This window comes from Faecalibacterium sp. IP-3-29, from assembly GCF_023347335.1.
Lineage (GTDB): Bacteria > Bacillota > Clostridia > Oscillospirales > Ruminococcaceae > Faecalibacterium > Faecalibacterium duncaniae.
The window spans coordinates 564,899-582,452 of record NZ_CP094471.1 but is presented as its reverse complement, the minus strand read 5'-3'; the positions used below and the strand labels follow the sequence as shown (position 1 = coordinate 582,452).

Here is a 17,554-nt window from a genome sequence, read left to right as displayed (position 1 = left end):
GAGAGAAAAGAGAGGTATTTTATCATGGGCATTCTGGATATTGCAATCGTCAAGGGCTACATCCGCATGTGCAACGACGGCTGGCTGCAGGGCTGGCACGAGCGCAACGGCGGCAACCTGACCTACCGTATGAAGGAAGAGGAAGTGGCCGAGTGCCGTCCCTTCTTCAATGCACAGCCCGGTGAATGGGTCAACATGGGCGTGCAGGCCGACAACCTGGCCGGGGAGTATTTCATCACCACCGGTTCCGGCAAGTTCTTCCGCAATGTGGAGCCGGACCCCATCCACAGCATCGGCATCGTGGAGATCAACGACAAGGGCGACAGCTGGCGCATCGTCTGGGGCCTGGAAGGCGGCGCAAAGCCCACTTCCGAGTTCCCCAGCCACTTCATGAACCACAGCGTCCGCAAGGCGGCCACGAACGGCGCAAACCGCGTCATCTACCATTGCCATGCCACCAATGTCATCGCTCTGACCTACATTCTGCCCCTGACCGACCGCGACTTCTCCCGTGCTTTGTGGCAGAGCGCCACCGAGTGCCCGGTGGTCTTCCCGGAAGGTGTGGGCGTCTGCCCCTGGATGGTGCCCGGCGGTGCAGACATCGCCATGGCCACCAGCGAACTGATGAAGAAATATCAGGCAGCCATTTGGGCACAGCACGGCCTGTTCGTTTCCGGCCCGGATTTTGACATCGCCTTTGGTCTGGCTCACACCATCGAGAAGAGTGCCGAGATCTATGTCAAGGTGCTGAGCATGAGCGGCGGCCTCATCCGTCAGACCATCACCGATGATGACCTGCGCGCCATCGCCCGCGACTTTGGCGTGACCCTGAACGAGGAGTTCCTCGACTGATTTTCTTAATTACAGTGATGAGCCTTTCAAGAACAAGAAACGATTGATCGATAAGAAGGAGAATAAGAGATTATGAGTGTTTTCCGCGATGATTTCCTGTGGGGCGGTGCATGTGCAGCCAACCAGTTCGAGGGTGCCTGGGACGTGGACGGCAAAGGCCCCAGCGTACCGGATATGTGTACCAACGGCTCCCACACCAGCCCGAAGTGGGTGACCACCCACATCCACCCGGACCGCCTGTACCCCAGTCATGAAGCCATCGACTTCTACCACCACTACGAAGAGGACATTGCTCTGTTTGCGGAGATGGGCTTCAAGACCTTCCGCACCTCCATCAACTGGACCCGCATCTTCCCCAACGGCTGGGAAACGGAACCCAATGAGAATGGTCTGGAGTTCTACGACCGCGTGTTCGACTGCTGCAAGAAGCACGGCATCGAGCCGCTGGTCACCATCAGCCATTACGAGCTGCCCTATGCTCTGGTGGAAAAGTACAACGGCTGGGCTTCCCGGGAACTGATTGAGTTCTACATGAACTACTGCAAGGCAATCTTTGAGCGCTACAAGGACAAGGTAAAGTACTGGCTGACCTTCAACGAGATTAACTGCGGCACCATGCCCATGGGCGCGATCCTCGAGACCGGCACGATCAAAGGCTTTGAAGGCTCCACCGCCGATGTGCCCGACAACAAGCAGGAGCGTTTTCAGGCACTTCATCACCAGTTCGTGGCCAGCGCCAAGGCGGTCAAGTACGCCCACGACAACTATCCCCAGTTCAAGATGGGCAACATGATCTGCTTCATCACCAGTTATCCGCTGACCTGTGACCCTGCCGATGTGATCGCCAACCAGCAGAAGATGCAGATTACCAACTGGTTCTGCTCCGATGTGCAGGTGCGCGGCGAGTATCCCAGCTATATGAAGCGCTGGTTCGCCGAGAACGGTATCACCATCCTGCAGCAGCCCGAGGACGCTGACATCCTGAAAGAAGGCACGGTGGATTTCTACACCTTCAGCTATTATATGTCCAACTGCATCACAACCCATAAAGATACCGAGGATGTGGGCGGCAACATCGTTGCCGGAAAGAAGAACCCCTACCTGAAGGCTTCCGACTGGGGCTGGCAGATCGACCCCATTGGCCTGCGCTACACCCTGAACGAGATCTACGATCGCTATCATCTGCCCATGATGGTAGTGGAAAACGGCCTGGGCGCTTACGATGTGAAGAGCGAGGACGGCAAGATCCACGACAGCTACCGCATCGACTACCTGCGCCAGCACATCGAGCAGATGGCCGAGGCCGTGAAGGACGGCGTGGATCTGATGGGTTACACCCCCTGGGGCTGCATCGACCTGGTGTCTGCGTCCACAGGTGAGATGGCAAAGCGCTATGGCTTTATCTACGTCAACAAATTTGATGACGGCACCGGCGACCTGAGCCGGGAGAAGAAGGACAGCTTCTACTGGTATAAGAAAGTCATCGCCTCCAATGGCGAGGATCTCTCCTGATTTTCTGGATCATCTCTGATATCGCGCGATTGTTGTAAAACAGTTTTTCCAAAAAAATGAGATAGACGGCCCGAAAAGAGGCTGGCCTGTCTCATTTTTTAGTCGCATTCTGAAAGTGTTATGAAACAGAAACGACAAGAACAGCATCAAATTCCACCTTTTCTGTCTGGCTTCTGACCCGAAGAAGTCCTTTTCCAAATTATAACGAGACAAACTGAAAACGCATCCTTTTCTACGAAAAAAATCAGAACGATCGTATGCGTCAAACCTTAGTTGCTCCGCAATATCCTGTTGAAAAATCTGTGGGAAGAATTTGACATTTTAAGGTTGCTTTTCAACGCGCACAAAACAAAGCGATGCCCCTTGTCAGTAACAAAGGGCATCGTTGATTATAGTTTTTTAGAACAGCTGTATGGTTACTTCACTCTTCAAGCCTTGTGGCTCGGTGGGCATATACTGCCCCAGAAAATCATTCATCCGGCGGCCAAGGGTGGTGTTCACCTCGATTTCCAACAAATTCTCCCCGGTGTGCAGGGAACCGGAGATTGCATAGCGGTAAGGAGGGCAGATCCGTACACCGCAGTCCGTCCCGTTCACTCGGACGATTGCACCTTCCTGTGCCGTCAGGGCCAGCACGGCGGGCCGTGCGGCCTGTGCTTCGTTCAGCGTAAAGCGGAATGCATACCGTGCCCGGCCTGCAAACGCGATGCAGCCCGGCAGACGGTGCAGAGAGAGCAGTTTTTCCAGCGGGAGCGGGGCACCATATTCGGCGCAGCCAGTGTCGGCATCGGCCAGCGAAACAGTGCATGCTGTCAAATGAATGCAGTCCGCCGGAACACCGGCAGGCAGAGCCGCCACCGCCTGCACCTGCAATGCAGTCGGGTCATCCGGCACCAGAATGCAGCGGGATTCATAAGGAGCCAGTGTCAGAGCAAAGGCATCCGGTGCTGCCGTCACAACGTTGGCAAAGGCATCGTATACAAAGGCTGCACCGGGCTTTGCACCAGTCACAGTGGTGCAAAGCGGCTGCGTGCCCTCATTCGTGAAGAAGTAGACATCACCGTCTGCCTGCCGAGCGTGGTAGTATCGCAGATATGGTGCCGCTGCGCTCAGATGCAGCGCAGGGATACTGTCTGCCGTAAGCGTCTCCACCAGCGCATCCAGCGTGGTGACGACCGCATGTTCCAGTACCGGTGCCGGACCGCCTTCACAGCAGCGAATGGGCAGACCGCCCACAAAATAAACTTTGACCCCAGCATCCAGATAGCGCTGTACATTCTCCAGCAGTGCAACAGGCAGCGCCTCGGCGTACGGGATGACCAGCGCGCGGAACTGCATGCCGTTCAGGTGCAGCGCACCATCCTTCGCGGTGTCCGCTTTCAACACCTCACAGGGCACCAGCTCATAGTCGATACCATTGCGGGCCAGCCGGGCCGCTGGTTTCTGGGTGAGCATAAACTCGCCGCTCCATTCGGCTTCGGCCTGATACAGCAGCGCCACCGGAGCCACATGGGTGCCAGACAGCACTGCGGACATCCGGTTGAGGTAGTTGGCTACCTGCCGGAATTCCGGATATTGCGGATTATGGCCGTGGGCATAGAAATGCGGCGGGCAGTCCGGGTCCGGGAAGGGTGCCGCGTTGAAGGCGTGCGGCACAAACTGATTGATGCCGCGCACCAGCATATAGTCCGACAGCCACTTGCACAGGCGGTTGCCTTCGCCCCAGCCATAGGCACCGAACAGCTCACACATGGCACGGCCTTTCTTGGCAGGGTCCAAGTGGGCCAGACTTGCCCCCAGCTTGCCCAACATATAGGTAAAAAACTCGCCGTCCCAGCCGGGGCTGTGCATGCCCTTGAACATTCCCTCATCCATACCGGGCAGCAGTTGCTGGATGACCACATCGATACCGGACATATCCTGATGCGCCATGGCGCGGTAGAAGTGCCCTGCACCATAGCCCAGACGAGCCGTGGCATTGTTGTCCTCGATGGTATGGCCGATGTGCTCGCAGTGGTGGGCATGGCACCAGGCCGCCAGAACACCATCAAAGTTGTCGCTGTACAGCTGGCTGACCAGATCCATATAGGTATACTGTGCCACATGAGCGCTCTCATCGCTGCTGTGCAGGAACAACAGCGGCAGCAACGCACGGATGTTCCCGGCAGCACGGTCTGTCAGAGCCGTTCCGGCCAGCTTTCCGGCCAGCAGGTTCTCCATGCCATCCCGCCAGGGCAGGTTCATGGCGCTGTTGTGGCCGATGGCGGCATCCTCCGCCCCGTGGATGTTGCCAAGCCGCGGCTCATCCGAGAAGAACCCGCACAGCGTTTTGCCAAACTCCTCCCCGAAGTGGGCATAGATCGGCTCATAGACGGTATCCAGCAGTACCTTGGTCGCCGCCGAATCCAGCGGGTTCAGATAGCCTTCCGTCTGTTTCTCGCCGCCCTTGTAGCTGACAGTGATGACGTTCAGAGTCCACTGTCCATCCGGCAGGTCAAAATCCACGGCCACGCAGGGACCTTCCTTGGGGTTGCCGGGCAGCGGCTGGCCCATGGAGGAAAGCATGATCTCCCCCGTACGGGCATCTTCAAAAGTATAAACTTTGTCCGTCAAGTCGATGGTTGTGGTCGGGTCAATGGTTTCAAACGCGGTTTTGCGGCTCAGGGTCACAGCCAGGATTTTGTCACGCGGGTCGCGGAGGGCATACTTGAGAACAGCGGTCATGTTCTCCATCGGGCCGGCATAATCCAGCGTTTTGCAGCAGAGAAACTTTTTGCACAGCTCCGGGTGCTCCCGCTTGACCGCACCATCCGCAAAACCGGTGGGAAAGTGGCTGTCATCCAAGATCCACATCTCCATACCCGTGCGCTTTGCTTCGTCCAGCAGCAGGGCCAGATCCCGGAACCAGCCCGGACCGTTGAAATCCTTGTGCGGACGGGCTTCCACACAGAAGCCGCCGATGCCGCTTTCGCGGATCTTCTGCACCTCGCGGCGCAGTTCTTCTTCACTCTCTACGCCATGCACCCACAAAAAGGGATACAGGGCATTGGGGGTCTGTCCATGCAGGACATCACAAACGCTTTTCATGCTCGGGTCCTTTCCTTCCGTTTCACTCACTCTGAACATAGCACAGCACCCGTCCCTTTTGCAAGAGGCAGGTGCCATGCGGGAAATATTACGCTTTTTCGTCCGCGCTGGTCACAGCATAACTGCCGATTGCAGAAACCACAAAGGCAATGGCTGCACAGATCAGGAAGCCCCAGAAGCTGATATCCAGACCTGCGGGGTTGATCATGGACGGGATACGGAAGATGCCGTCACCGCCCCAGGTGTAGAACTTGATGCCCAGGATACCACCGATGACACCGGCAACGCCGCCACCCACGAAGGCGCAGATAAACCGCTTGAAGTTGGTCAGGGCCACGGTATAGATGACCGGCTCGGTGATGCCGCACAGCGCAGAAGCCATGGTGCCGAATGCCGTTGCACGGGTCTCACCATCCTTCACCTTGAGTGCGTAGCCCAGAGCCACACCAGCCAGTGCCCAGACGGTCAGGCCCAAGATGGCGTTGACCGGGCAGTAACCCAGGGTGGTAATGTTGTTGAGGATGATGGGGATCATGGCTGCATGGACACCCATCATGACGAACAGCTGCCAGAACGCGCCCAGAACACCGCCGCAGACCACAGGCACCGCATTGTACAGCGCGTTGACACCGGTAGCCAGAGCATTGGAAACGCCTGTCATGACCGGGCCGACCACCAGCAGGGTGAGCGGCAGCGTGATGACCAGCACCACAGTCGGCACGAACATCAATTGCAGCATCTGCGGGATGATCTTTTTCGCAGCCTTTTCGATCCAGCTTGCCACAAAGACGGCCAGCAGGATGGGCAGCAGGGTCTGGGAGTAATCCAGCATCGTGACCTTGAGGCCGAAGAAGGTAAGCGTTTCCTCCGCGCCCACGAAAGCAGCCAGCTTCGGGTACAGCATCGCTGCGCCGATGACAGCAGCGGTATAAGGATTCATGCCAAAGACCTTGCCGGCCGAGAAACCGACGATGATGGGCATAAAGTACATCAACGCATCGGCCGCTGCATACAGGATCAGGTAAATGCCGTTGTCACTGGTGAGCACACCGAAGGTGGTCAGGATGGTCAGAACGCCCTTGATGATACCACCGGCGGCCATGGGTGCGATCATGGGCAGGATGCAGCCGGAAATGGCCTTGAAGAACTTGTTGAAGAAGCTGTCCTTCTTGACCACACGCATGCTTTCGGCCTTGGCCTTGCCGGCAGCCATGGCATCCTCCGTCAGGCCCAGCTTTGCCTTGACGACGGGGCACAGGTCAGAGACATAAGTACCGATGGGGATCTGGTACTGTCCTGCACCGTGCACAACGCTCATCACGCCTTTGATCTTTTTGACCTCGTCATCCTTGACGATGCTCTCGTCTGCCAGCACAAAGCGCAGACGGGTCATGCAGTTCGTCACACTGACAATGTTCTCTTTGCCGCCGACTGCCGCGATCAGCTCATCGGCAAATTGATCGTAGTCTTTTCTTGCCATGATCTTGTTCTCCTTCTCTTTGACATCTTCCAAAATACGCACAAAAACTTGACACAGCTGGCATTTCATTGTATGCTTGTGTCCAAATCGTACCTGTATTGTACCGTATCCGGCACGGTGTCACAATCTCAAAAGCAAACTCCGGTGCTGACAAAATCAAACTTTTCGTCGAACGATACTGGCAAAGTTTAAGACACTCACTGACAAAATCAAACCTTTTGGGAGGTATCTGCCATGCTGGCGCGTGAGGCATTCCGGGAAATGCTCTTTCCCCTCAGTGAAAAAGAACTGCACTACCGGGAGCACCCGGAGGATTCTCTGATCTATTTCAAAAATTTCCGGTATGAGGGCGAAGCGACTGTTGTGACGGGTGCGGACAACAGCGATGAGATCCTGTTTTTTCCGTCCCCTAAAAAACAGGCGGCCTCCAATCTGCATGGTGTGATCTCCCCAAAAATTGCGCCCCGCGTGCTGGAGGGAGGCAATCTGGCCTTTAACAAGCAGACCCGTTTTGGCATGGTGCCGCTGCACCGCCACAACTACATTGAAATGAACTATGTGTACTCCGGCACCTGCGTGCAAGAGATCAACGGCCAGACGGTTGAGATGCACACCGGCGATGTGACCATTCTGGACCGGGATGTGGTGCACCGGGTGTTGCCCACCGGCGAAAACGACATCCTGCTCAACTGCCTGATGGGGCAGAATTATTTCAAGGCAAGCTTCATCGAGCGGCTTGCCGCCAGTGGAGCGGTGCCGCGGTTTCTTTCCAATGCGCTGAACGAGCGCAACGATCACGACCATTATCTGCTGTTTCATACGGAGCGGTCGTATATTTTCCGGGATCTGTTTGAGTGTGTGTTCTGCGAATATCTGGACCCTACCACCTGCACGGCGGGTGCGGTGGAGAATTATATGAGCCTGATCTTCATCGAGCTGGCACGCTGCTATCAGGGCAATCAGGAACACGAATACCACAAATCCAACAAGAACTACCTCACCGAAGTGCTGCAATACATGGATGACCACTGCATCGACTGCACACTGGAAAGCACCGCAGCGCATTTTGGCTTCCACCCCAATTACCTTTCTCGCATGGTCAAGGAGGGCACCGGCAGTGCCTTCAAGGATCTGGTATCGGATGGGCGGCTGTCCCGCGCCGCCTTCCTGCTGTTGACCACCGAAGCACCTATTAGTCAGATCGCCAACCAGTGTGGCTATTCCAACCAGAACTTCTTTTATAAAAAGTTTCAGGTGCGCTACGGCTGTACGCCAGCTGTATATCGTGCCACTGGCGGTGCCCTGGCAGAAGATATACGTTGAAAAGCAGAACAGTTTTTTATCCGAAACATAGACTTGAAATTTCAGTATGAATGGGTAAAAACTTATGGAAGTGTCCGCTATGCTGAAAGCTTCCAATTTTTTCTATAAGTCCTACTATTATTGCTTTACCACAATAAAATACTCAAAACCATCTTGACGCACCTTGCAAACCATGATACCCTTTGTCACAAATCACATTATCGCAAGATAAGAAATTGGCTCAACCGAAACTTCATATTTGCGATATGCAAGCCAACGATGTTGCCGATGCATTGAAAAGTTGGCTTGCTATGAAAAGTGGTGGTTCTCACCGTGATAACCACCACTTTCAGTGAGTGATTGCCCCCAAAAGAACGTACCGCCCCACAACACACCCGATCGTTTTGCCGCCGTTTCACCCGACAAAATCCTTCGCCTGTACTGCGTGGGCGGTCTTTTTCTTTTCCGGGAAGCTGTACCTTGAAAATTTCATGAGCCGTCCGAATGTGATACCGGCTTTCCGGCCAACGCCGCTGCAAAACAGGGGCAGGAACTTCGTTCGGGTCAAACGGCGATCAACATACACGAGCAGCGGAACTCTCTACTTATTTTTGTGTCTTAACAATTCGGAAACAATTTTCGGAAATACGTTTTGAGCGCAGCGGTGGAGGGCAAGAACCGTCCCGTGGCCACAAATTTTCAATTCTTGAAAATGTTGTGCTCCATCGGGACTTCACTTCTTCAATACATCTGCATTTCCGAAGTGATCTTGTTGGGGCGTGCCTGCCCCAAACCCTGCTCATATTCGCACCTTGCGGTGCGAAAGAACGGCGTGTCGTGCTTACATAGCTTCACCGAGAAGCTAGCAAGACGACAGGAGGTTCAATGAACAAAACGAATGTCAAAGCGAATCCCAGCACGACCCACCGCCACGACACGCCGAACAACAAAACGCACATCATCAAGTTCCGTGTGACGGAAACTGAAAAGTTGGAACTTGAAAATACCGCAAAACTCCTTCATCTCTCCCTGTCCACTCTCATCCGCCGTGCGCTGCACAGTGCAAAGATCGAGCGCACGGTTGTCGTTGCCGGCGGCGGAGAAGAAACCCTGAACGCCGTTTCCACTCTGCTTGCCCAGTGCGGCAAGGTGGGCGGAAACCTGAACCAACTCGCACGACACTTCAACTCCGGTGGAGCAGATACCGAACAACTCCGGGCGAAACTTCTTGACGAACTTACAGACCTGACTGCCTTCCGGCTCAACGCCGAGAAAATTCTTGGTGAACTGTATGGCAACGCTCAAGCATATCGCCTCTAAGAATTCGGACTACTCCGCCATCGAAGCGTACCTGATTTACCAGCACGATGAGTTCACCGGGAAGCAGCTTCTTGATCAACAAGGCAGGCCCATGCTGCGGGATTCGTACATTCTGGATACGCTTGAATGCGGCGATTTCTCGTTTGCAACGGCCTGCCTGCTGGCAAACCGAAAGTACAACAAGAACAACCACCCCGATGATATTAAGAGCCACCAGTATATCATCAGCTTTGACCCCAGAGATGCAGCCGACAACGGCTTGACCATGGAAAAAGCACAGGCTCTCGGCCTGAACTTCTGTAAAGCAAACTTTCCCGGTCATCCTGCCATCGTCTGCACCCACCCGGATGGGCATAACCATTCGGGAAATATCCATGTCCACATCGTGATCGGCAGCATCCGCACACGAGAAGTGGAACGCAAGCCCTATATGCAGAAGCCTCGTGACTGGCGTGAGGGCATGAAGCACTCCAGCACAGCCCAGACCATGCGGCACCTGCGTGTCGCAGTCATGGAAATGTGCGAATGCGCTGACCTGCACCAGATCAACCTACTGGAAGCACAAGGCAACCGTGTTTCTGAACGGGAATACTGGGCGCGGCGGCGTGGACAGAAACGGCTTGACCAAGCCAACGCACGACTGATCGTAGCGGGGCAGAAGCCTAAACAGACTGTCTACCAGACGGAACTGGAAACGCTGCGAAAGCAAATCGACTCTGTTCTGAAGAAGGCTACCACCTTCGAGGAATTTTCTGCATTGCTCATGCAGGAACACGGCGTTGCCGTGAAAGAGAGCCGAGGGCGATTGAGCTACTGCCCGCCCAATCGGGTAAAGTTCATCACCGCCCGGAAGCTGAGCAAGAAGTTTGAGAAAAAGCAGGTGCTCGCCGCACTCGCTCAGAACATCCGGCTTGCCCCGACCATCCAGCCTATCGCAACAGACAAGCCCGACAGGATTCAGAAACTGGTGGACATTCAGGCGAAGCTGAAGCAGGGCAAGAGCATTGGCTACGAGCGTTGGGCGAAGAAGCATAACCTCAAAGCCATGGCCCAGACCTTGATTCTCTTGCAGGAGAAAGGTCTGCTCAACGAGGGCGCACTTGACCAGCGCATTGATGAACTGCAAACGCAGTACGACAGTGCAAAGGAAGTCGTGCTCGACCTCGAAACCCGCATGGCAGACAATCAGAAGCTGCGCAGCCACGCTGCTGCCTACAAGCAGTATCGACCGCTTACGCAGAAACGGAACGCTGTCAAATCCCCCGCAGCCTTTGAAGATCAGTACCGTGCAGAACTGACAGCATACCGGGCGGCAGCAGCCTATCTCAAGGCAAACAACATCACCTGCCTGCCCAGCCCGAACAAGTTGGAAGCGGAATACTGCGCGCTTGCCTCCGAAAAGGCCCAGTTTTATGAGCAGTACAAGGAAGCCAAGTCCGAGCTGCTCAAACTGAAAGACGCAAAACAGAATGTTGCCCTGTTCTTCCGGGAGGAAAAACAGACGCAGCATCACGAGAGATAAGGAGTGTGCGTATGATCAATCTGAAAATCGACCCGGAGTTCCAGAATCAGATTCCGCCGCTGACGGACGATGAGTACAAGCAGCTTGAAGAAAACATCCTCAAGGAAGGCAAGCTGCTTTCTCCTTTGATCGTCTGGGGAAACACCCTCGTTGACGGCCACAACCGTTATGCCATCCTCCAGAAGCACCCGGAGATTTACTTCTCCACCATGCCGCTCCGATTTGAAAGCAGAGAAGAAGTCCTCGCATGGATCTGCAAAAATCAGTTGGGGCGGCGCAACTTGAGTCCCGAACAGAAGCGTTATCTGATTGGCAAACAGTACGAAGCCGAGAAGAAAGCTGCAAAAATCTTTCGGGGCAACCAGTACACTTTAGCAAAGAAAAGTGGTGGTGCTCACGATGATAACCACCACTCCGGGAAGAAAACCTGCGACCGGATCGCAGAGGAAAACGGTGTCAGCCGTGCCTCTGTTCTCCGTGCCAGCCACTATACACGGGGCATCGACATCGCAGATACGCTTTCTCCCGGCATCAAGCAGAAAGTCTTTTCCGGCGAAGTAAAGTTCACGAACGAAGAAATGTCCAAGCTCGTGCAGGCAAGTGCCGAGCATCGTTTAGATGTTCTTGCTCAAATCCTGCATCCAGAGGCATTGGAAGTACTGGAATCTGCCAGCGCAGAGTTTGAACCTGAAAAAGCGGAACCTGTTTCCATGCCCACACCACAAACAGAAGAATTCCGGTGCTATCATGTACCGGACGAGTTTATGAAGGTTTACAAGTCCTTGAGCCGCGCGACCGAAATGATGAAAAACTCATGGAAGAAAACGCTCAAAAACAATCCCAGTTATTTCACTGACCCGGAAAAGCAGAAGGTTCTCCGCTTCGCAATGCAGAGGCCTGCTAACTATCTGACTGAAATCGAAACCTATCTGGAAAAGGCTCTTGCAGAAGCCCTTGAAGAAGAAAAGACCGCATAACGGAAGGCACTTATACGTCACCAACAAATCCACCAAAAGCAAGTGCAGGGTAGAAAACTTCCGCCCCTTGCGCCTGATATAACATGTAATCCTGATTTTCCCGCCCGACTTCGCCGCAGTGGGACGATCAAAGGAGTGTGCGTTTGAACAAGAAGAAAAAATCCACAAATCTTTCCCCGTATCCCGATGAAGCCATCGAACGTCTGGCACGGGCATTCTACCCGGCAATCCTTGCCTGCTGGAACAGCGAGGAAGGTCAACGGGAGTTTGCTGCATGGCAGGCGGAACAGGCTCATATTGCAACCAAAGAAAAACAGGAAGTTCCCGTCGGGGAACTCCCTGCCTTACTTATCGTGTGTGGATTTTGCAGGGTGCGTCCGGGTGGACGCGCCCTGTTTTTGTGTTTAGTCCTCTAATCCGTGGCTTCCCGCCACGTTCTTCAAATATTCCCCCGGTTCGCCGTTCAGAATCAGCTCAGCATACGCCAGCGGGTCATTATAGATGAGGTAGTCCAGTTCAGACCGCTGCGCAATGGTAACATCCAGCGCATCTTCGACCCCGGTGCAGTCGATGGAAATTTTTCTGCCATCCCGGAGCAGCAGCTCCACACAGCCAGTATCCATGTTGAACGAACAGGCTCTTGCATCGTACTTCATAATCGTGTCCTCCTGAAATCAGTGTTTGATTTGTTTCGGTCAATCTATGATTTCGGATTTCAGCTTCTGTCGGAAACCTCTATTGAACTTTCCGAAGAAAACAAAAAATCCGACCCCATCTCCTATCGGAAACAAGTTCGGATTATTTTTGTCTGGTCGGAGTGGCGAGACTCGAACTCGCGGCCTCCTGCTCCCAAAGCAGGCGCGCTACCAACTGCGCAACACCCCGTAAAATCTGAATACTATCATACTATACCCTTTTTTTGCGCATTCGTCAAGTGCGCAGAATGCGGAAATCTGCTCATGGCACCGAAAACCACCCTTACTTTGTATTTTTGCCTTGAAGCAGAGCCAAAAATGGTGTATTATAAAGTGTATTGAAAGAAAGTGTAATTCCGGGCTGCGATGCCCTGAAACCAAGGGGGAAACCACTATGGCAGATAAAAACTTTTTGACGGAGATCATCGATGCTGACCTGGCCGAGGGCAAGATCAGCGAGATCCATACCCGCTTCCCGCCGGAGCCCAACGGCTACCTGCACATCGGCAGCGCCAAGGCCATCTACATCAACTGGTCCATCGCAAACCAGTATGGCGGCAAGTTCAACCTGCGCCTGGACGACACCAACCCCGCCCGCGAAGGTGAGGAGTATGTCAACAGCATCATTGAGGATCTGCACTGGTTGGGCGCTGACCCCAACGGCGGCATCTTCTATGGCAGCGATTACTTTGACAAGTGCTACGAGTACGCCGAGAAGCTCATCCTGGAAGGCAAGGCCTACGTGGACGACCTGACCCGTGACGAGATGCGCGAGTACCGTGGTGCCGATGCCGGCAAGCCCAGCCGTCCCTCTCCGTGGCGTGACCGCACCCCGGAGGAAAATCTGGACCTGTTCCGCCGGATGCGTGCCGGTGAGTTCCAGGAGGGTGAAAAGACTCTGCGTGCCAAGATTGACCTGGCCAGCCCCAACATGAATATGCGTGACCCGGCCATCTACCGCATCAAGTATGCTGAACACCACCGCCAGGGCAATAAGTGGTGCATCTACCCCATGTACGATTTTGCGCATCCCATCCAGGATGCCATTGAGGGCATCACCCACAGCATGTGCAGCCTGGAGTTCGAGAATCATCGTCCCCTGTACAACTGGGTCATCGAGAATATCTTTGGCACCGAGTTCCCCAAGCAGCGCGAGTTCGCCCGCCTGAACATGACCAACACCGTGATGAGCAAGCGCTACCTGCGCGAGCTGGTGGAAATGGGCATCGTGGACGGCTGGGATGATCCCCGGATGCCGACCCTGTGCGGCCTGCGCCGCCGCGGCTACACCCCCACCTCCATCTTCACCTTTGTCCGGGAGGCCGGCATCTCCAAGTCCGACAACCTGATCGACATGCGTCAGCTGGAAGCCTGCATCCGCAGTGAGCTGGACCTGACCGCCCAGCGCCGGATCGCCGTACTGGACCCTGTGAAGCTGGTCGTGGACAACTACCCCGCCGACAAGACCGAATTCTTTGAGGTGGCCAACAACCCCAACCGCGAAGCCAACGATGCCTCCACCCGCAAGGTCGCCTTTACCCGCGAGCTGTGGATCGAGAGCGAGGACTTTGCTGAGGTGCCGCCCCCGAAGTTCAAGCGTCTGACCATTGGCGGTGAAGTCCGTCTGATGGGCGCTTACATCGTCAAGTGTGAGAGCGTGGAGAAGAACCCCGACGGCAGCATCGCCGCCATCCACTGCACCGCCGACCTTGAGACCGGCAACGGCAACCCCGCTGATGGCCGCAAGGTCAAGGGCACCATCCACTGGGTCAGCGCTGACCACGCTGTGGATGCTGAAGTCCGCCTGTATGACAAGCTGTTTACCGAGGCCAATATGAACGCCATCCCCGAGGGCAGCGACTACAAGGATTACCTGAACCCCGAGAGCGTTGTGGTGCGCAAGGGCTGCAAGCTGGAAGAGAGCCTGAAGGATGCCAAGCCCGGCGAGAAGTTCCAGTTTGTCCGCACCGGCTTCTTCACCCCGGACAGCAAGAACCCCGGCGTGTACAACCGCGTGGTCACCCTGCGCGACAGCTTCAAGCCTGCAAAGTAAATCCTTTCAAAGGAGTACAAACAGATGAAAAAGCATCTGATCCGGAATGCGATCCTGATGGCTGTTGCCACCCTCATCATGGGTGTGTTCCTCAGCCTGTATATTGCCAATACCGGCACGGTTCCAGCTGCCGACAATGCGGCCGCCTCTACCGCTTCTTCACAGGCCGCACAGTAACCGCATCCCTCCCAACTGCTGCACGGCTCTGCCCGTGCAGCAGTTTTTTTGTTAGGAGACCCTATGTTTATCGATATCATCCCGTTACAGAAGAACACCGCCCGCCTGACCCGTGTTTACGGCGACGCGCCCTGTGCGGCCCTTCCCGCAAGCGTACCGGGCCCGGAGGGCGGGGTGCTGGCCATCACTGAGCTGGGGGACTACTGCTTCTCCGAGAAGCCCAGAAGTCTGCCCGGGGCCGATGCGCTCTGCCGCTATGAAGTCGGCCCGGACGGTACCTGCACCCTTGTGCAGGCCTTTGGCCGCGACCTGACCGGACGGCATGGCCGCTATGACCTCGACTTCGGGGAAGGGTCTGCTGCCCCGGAGGAGCTGCACCCGGTGTGCGGCAATTTCGTGGAGGAGATCATCCTGCCGGACAGCCTGCAGGTCATCGGCAGCTGCGCCTTTTACAACTGCCGTAGGCTGCGGCGGCTCAGTGTGGGAGCCGGAGATCTGACCGTGGGCAGCGACGTGTTCCTGAACTGTTTTGCGCTGGCAGACCTCCTTGTCCGGGCCGCTCCCGAGGAAAAGACCGGCCTGTTCGCCCTTGTGAACAACATCACCGAGGCCGTGCGGGCACTGTTCTGGCTCCCGGGCGAGGCGCGTCCCCGGGCAGGGCTATGGTACCCCGCCTACTGGGAGGACGTAGAGGAAAGCCCCGCCCACATCCTGCTCCACACCTTTTCAGGGCAGGGATATCATTACAGGCAGTGTTTTCTGGATGGAAAAATCCTTTCCGCAGAATATGATGCCATCTTCCCGGACGGCCACGCTGCCGAGGATCAGGGCGTGGCGGCCATGCTCTGCTTTGACCGCCTGCGCTGGCCATGGAACCTGACCGAAAAGGCAAAGGCCCCCTACCGTGAATTTCTGGCCGCTCACACCGGCCTTGTGCTCCAGCGCCTGCTGAAGGCACAGGATACCGACAGCATAAAGGATCTGCTGGCGCTGGATGTGCTGGATGCTGCTGCCTTTGCTGAGGGCGCGGCGCTTGCCGCCAAGGCAGACAACGCAGCTGCCGCTGCACTGCTGGCCGACGCAGAGCACAAAAAGAGGGGTTCCGCCCCGAAGAAGCGGAGGTATGATTTTGATTTCTGAAAAAGAGAAATTCTTCGACCCCCGCAAGCCCTTTGCATCCAAACGGCCAGAGACCCACGAGGAGTGGCAGGCCCGGATGGGCGGCGAGGTGCTGGCTGTGGTGCGCAGCGGGCTGTACCTCGACTTCCGCTTTCTGGATATGGCGCTCAGTGCCCTGACCCCGGTACCGGACGAGCGGTGCGGCGTGCTGGCCACAGACGGCGTGAACCTCTATTATCAGCCCAGCGCCCTGCTGCGGCTCTACCAGGAGAACCCAAAATATCTCAATCGGTTGTATCTGCACACGGTATTCCACTGCGTATTTCGCCATCTCTGGCTCAAGGGCAAGCGTGATGCCCGGCTGTGGAATCTGGCCTGCGATATCGCCGTGGAGAATGTGCTGGACAGCCTGAATCGTTCCAGTGTCAAGCGCCCGCTGACCTGGGTGCGCCAGAACGCCTACGCCGCCATTGCCGCGGAGGGCAGGGTGGTGGCCGCTGCTCCGGCTTACCGGTGGCTGGCGGGCCAGACCCCCGGCATTCTGCGCCAGCTGGAGCGGGAATTCTACACCGATGACCACCGCCTGTGGCCCAAGGATGCCCCCGAGCAGCCCCAGCAGATGCCCACGCCCCTGCCCCAGAAGACGTGGCAGAAGATCGGTGAGCGGATGCAGACCGAGCTGGACCTGCGGGACAAGGAAGCCGGTGACGGTGCCGATGCCCTGAAGCAGCAGGTCAAGGCCGCCAACCGCAGCCGCCGGAGCTATCAGGATTTCCTGCGGCGGTTCTGCGTGACCCGGGAGGAGGTCCACCTCGATCCGGATGAGTTCGACCTGAACTTCTACACCTACGGCCTGTCGGTCTACGGAAACATGCCCCTGATCGAGCCCCTGGAGACCCGGGAAAGCAAGAAGATCGAGGAGCTGGCGCTGGTCATTGACACCAGCTACTCCACCTCCGGCGAGCTGGTACGGGCCTTTCTGGCCGAAACCTACACCCTGCTGAAAGGGCGGGAGAACTTCTTCCACCGGATGAACCTGCATCTCATTCAGGCAGATAACGCCATCCGGCAGGATCTGCGTATCCGTAACGAAGACGAGCTCATCCATGCCATGAACCACTTTGAGCTGCGGGGCGGCAGCGGCACCGATTTCCGGCCTGCCTTTGAATATGTGAACCAGCTCTGCGCCGAGAAGAAGTTCTCCAACTTGCGGGGCCTGCTCTATTTTACCGATGGCATGGGCACCTACCCGGCCCGCCGCCCAGCCTACGATACCGCGTTCCTGTTCCTGGGCGAAAAATTCGATGATGCCAACGTTCCCCCCTGGGCCATGAAGGTGGTTCTGGATGAGGATGAATTTTCAGGGCCAACGGCCCGGGCCGCATCGGCACTGGCCGACGCGCTGGCCGAAGAGGACGACCCTTACCGTGAATTGAACAACTCGTGAGGATGTGAACT

At 55.9% G+C, this 17,554-nt stretch carries 14 protein-coding genes and 1 tRNA gene; 11 read left to right on the top strand and 4 right to left on the bottom strand.

Annotation, left to right across the window (positions count from 1 at the left end):
* The first annotated feature begins 24 nt into the window (after positions 1 to 24).
* Both rhaD and MTP40_RS02685 read left to right on the top strand, forming a co-directional pair.
* A complete protein-coding gene (rhaD, locus tag MTP40_RS02690; protein ID WP_249259771.1) occupies positions 25 to 852 on the top strand; it encodes a rhamnulose-1-phosphate aldolase in 828 nt (275 codons plus the stop codon).
* 72 nt (positions 853 to 924) lie between these two features.
* Positions 925 to 2,364 (top strand): glycoside hydrolase family 1 protein, encoded by a 1,440-nt coding sequence (locus MTP40_RS02685; RefSeq protein ID WP_249259770.1) that lies wholly within the window; start codon positions 925 to 927, stop codon positions 2,362 to 2,364.
* 399 nt (positions 2,365 to 2,763) lie between these two features.
* On the opposite strand, the gene MTP40_RS02680 is transcribed toward MTP40_RS02685, so the two are convergent.
* Positions 2,764 to 5,451 (bottom strand): glycosyl hydrolase, encoded by a 2,688-nt coding sequence (locus tag MTP40_RS02680; RefSeq protein WP_249259769.1) that lies wholly within the window; start codon positions 5,449 to 5,451, stop codon positions 2,764 to 2,766.
* An 88-nt stretch (positions 5,452 to 5,539) separates the two neighbouring features.
* Positions 5,540 to 6,931 (bottom strand): PTS transporter subunit EIIC, encoded by a 1,392-nt coding sequence (locus MTP40_RS02675; RefSeq protein ID WP_249259768.1) that lies wholly within the window; start codon positions 6,929 to 6,931, stop codon positions 5,540 to 5,542.
* A gap of 234 nt (positions 6,932 to 7,165) precedes the next feature.
* Between MTP40_RS02675 and MTP40_RS02670 the strand changes: the two genes are divergently transcribed.
* The 5 genes from MTP40_RS02670 to MTP40_RS02650 all read left to right on the top strand — a co-directional run bounded on the left by MTP40_RS02670 (position 7,166) and on the right by MTP40_RS02650 (position 12,468).
* Positions 7,166 to 8,254 carry an AraC family transcriptional regulator gene (locus tag MTP40_RS02670; RefSeq protein ID WP_154256248.1) on the top strand — a complete coding sequence of 363 codons (1,089 nt, stop codon included), beginning with the start codon at positions 7,166 to 7,168 and terminating at the stop codon, positions 8,252 to 8,254.
* Between the two features lie 864 nt (positions 8,255 to 9,118).
* The gene (locus MTP40_RS02665; protein ID WP_227624322.1) at positions 9,119 to 9,553 is read left to right on the top strand and encodes a plasmid mobilization protein; all 435 of its coding nucleotides are present in this window, start codon (positions 9,119 to 9,121) and stop codon (positions 9,551 to 9,553) included.
* A complete protein-coding gene (locus MTP40_RS02660; RefSeq protein ID WP_249259767.1) occupies positions 9,525 to 11,075 on the top strand; it encodes a relaxase/mobilization nuclease domain-containing protein in 1,551 nt (516 codons plus the stop codon). The genes MTP40_RS02665 and MTP40_RS02660 overlap by 29 nt, the downstream gene beginning before the upstream one ends.
* Positions 11,076 to 11,086: 11 nt before the next feature.
* Positions 11,087 to 12,052 carry a hypothetical protein gene (locus MTP40_RS02655; protein WP_154256254.1) on the top strand — a complete coding sequence of 322 codons (966 nt, stop codon included), beginning with the start codon at positions 11,087 to 11,089 and terminating at the stop codon, positions 12,050 to 12,052.
* Between the two features lie 137 nt (positions 12,053 to 12,189).
* Positions 12,190 to 12,468 (top strand): transposase, encoded by a 279-nt coding sequence (locus tag MTP40_RS02650; protein ID WP_442900434.1) that lies wholly within the window; start codon positions 12,190 to 12,192, stop codon positions 12,466 to 12,468.
* Here the strand turns inward: MTP40_RS02650 and MTP40_RS02645 are convergent.
* Positions 12,457 to 12,708 carry a DUF6061 family protein gene (locus tag MTP40_RS02645; protein WP_223388600.1) on the bottom strand — a complete coding sequence of 84 codons (252 nt, stop codon included), beginning with the start codon at positions 12,706 to 12,708 and terminating at the stop codon, positions 12,457 to 12,459. The genes MTP40_RS02650 and MTP40_RS02645 overlap by 12 nt on opposite strands.
* 153 nt (positions 12,709 to 12,861) lie before the next feature.
* A tRNA-Pro gene (locus MTP40_RS02640) sits at positions 12,862 to 12,937 on the bottom strand.
* A 204-nt stretch (positions 12,938 to 13,141) separates the two neighbouring features.
* Between MTP40_RS02640 and MTP40_RS02635 the strand changes: the two genes are divergently transcribed.
* From MTP40_RS02635 to MTP40_RS02620, 4 genes are all read left to right on the top strand, one after another.
* Positions 13,142 to 14,800 carry a glutamine--tRNA ligase/YqeY domain fusion protein gene (locus tag MTP40_RS02635; RefSeq protein ID WP_156075173.1) on the top strand — a complete coding sequence of 553 codons (1,659 nt, stop codon included), beginning with the start codon at positions 13,142 to 13,144 and terminating at the stop codon, positions 14,798 to 14,800.
* Between the two features lie 24 nt (positions 14,801 to 14,824).
* Positions 14,825 to 14,977, top strand: a complete 153-nt coding sequence (locus MTP40_RS02630) for a hypothetical protein (protein WP_005936439.1) — start codon at positions 14,825 to 14,827, stop codon at positions 14,975 to 14,977.
* A 63-nt stretch (positions 14,978 to 15,040) separates the two neighbouring features.
* Positions 15,041 to 16,117, top strand: a complete 1,077-nt coding sequence (locus MTP40_RS02625; RefSeq protein ID WP_249259765.1) for a leucine-rich repeat protein — start codon at positions 15,041 to 15,043, stop codon at positions 16,115 to 16,117.
* Complete coding sequence (locus MTP40_RS02620; RefSeq protein ID WP_249259764.1) at positions 16,101 to 17,543, top strand: vWA domain-containing protein; 1,443 nt, start codon at positions 16,101 to 16,103, stop codon at positions 17,541 to 17,543. Before MTP40_RS02625 ends, MTP40_RS02620 begins: the two co-directional genes overlap by 17 nt.
* Positions 17,544 to 17,554: the final 11 nt, after the last annotated feature.

Excerpts from the sequence above, each read along its gene's own strand:
- MTP40_RS02655 (WP_154256254.1), top strand. The coding sequence starts at position 11,087 with ATGATCAATCTGAAAATCGACCCGGAGTTCCAGAATCAGATTCCGCCG.
- MTP40_RS02685 (WP_249259770.1), top strand. The coding sequence starts at position 925 with ATGAGTGTTTTCCGCGATGATTTCCTGTGGGGCGGTGCATGTGCAGCC.
- MTP40_RS02625 (WP_249259765.1), top strand. The coding sequence starts at position 15,041 with ATGTTTATCGATATCATCCCGTTACAGAAGAACACCGCCCGCCTGACC.
- MTP40_RS02660 (WP_249259767.1), top strand. The coding sequence starts at position 9,525 with ATGGCAACGCTCAAGCATATCGCCTCTAAGAATTCGGACTACTCCGCC.
- MTP40_RS02665 (WP_227624322.1), top strand. The coding sequence starts at position 9,119 with ATGAACAAAACGAATGTCAAAGCGAATCCCAGCACGACCCACCGCCAC.
- MTP40_RS02630 (WP_005936439.1), top strand. The coding sequence starts at position 14,825 with ATGAAAAAGCATCTGATCCGGAATGCGATCCTGATGGCTGTTGCCACC.
- MTP40_RS02645 (WP_223388600.1), bottom strand. The coding sequence starts at position 12,708 with ATGAAGTACGATGCAAGAGCCTGTTCGTTCAACATGGATACTGGCTGT.
- rhaD (WP_249259771.1), top strand. The coding sequence starts at position 25 with ATGGGCATTCTGGATATTGCAATCGTCAAGGGCTACATCCGCATGTGC.
- MTP40_RS02680 (WP_249259769.1), bottom strand. The coding sequence starts at position 5,451 with ATGAAAAGCGTTTGTGATGTCCTGCATGGACAGACCCCCAATGCCCTG.
- MTP40_RS02675 (WP_249259768.1), bottom strand. The coding sequence starts at position 6,931 with ATGGCAAGAAAAGACTACGATCAATTTGCCGATGAGCTGATCGCGGCA.
- MTP40_RS02635 (WP_156075173.1), top strand. The coding sequence starts at position 13,142 with ATGGCAGATAAAAACTTTTTGACGGAGATCATCGATGCTGACCTGGCC.
- MTP40_RS02620 (WP_249259764.1), top strand. The coding sequence starts at position 16,101 with ATGATTTTGATTTCTGAAAAAGAGAAATTCTTCGACCCCCGCAAGCCC.
- MTP40_RS02670 (WP_154256248.1), top strand. The coding sequence starts at position 7,166 with ATGCTGGCGCGTGAGGCATTCCGGGAAATGCTCTTTCCCCTCAGTGAA.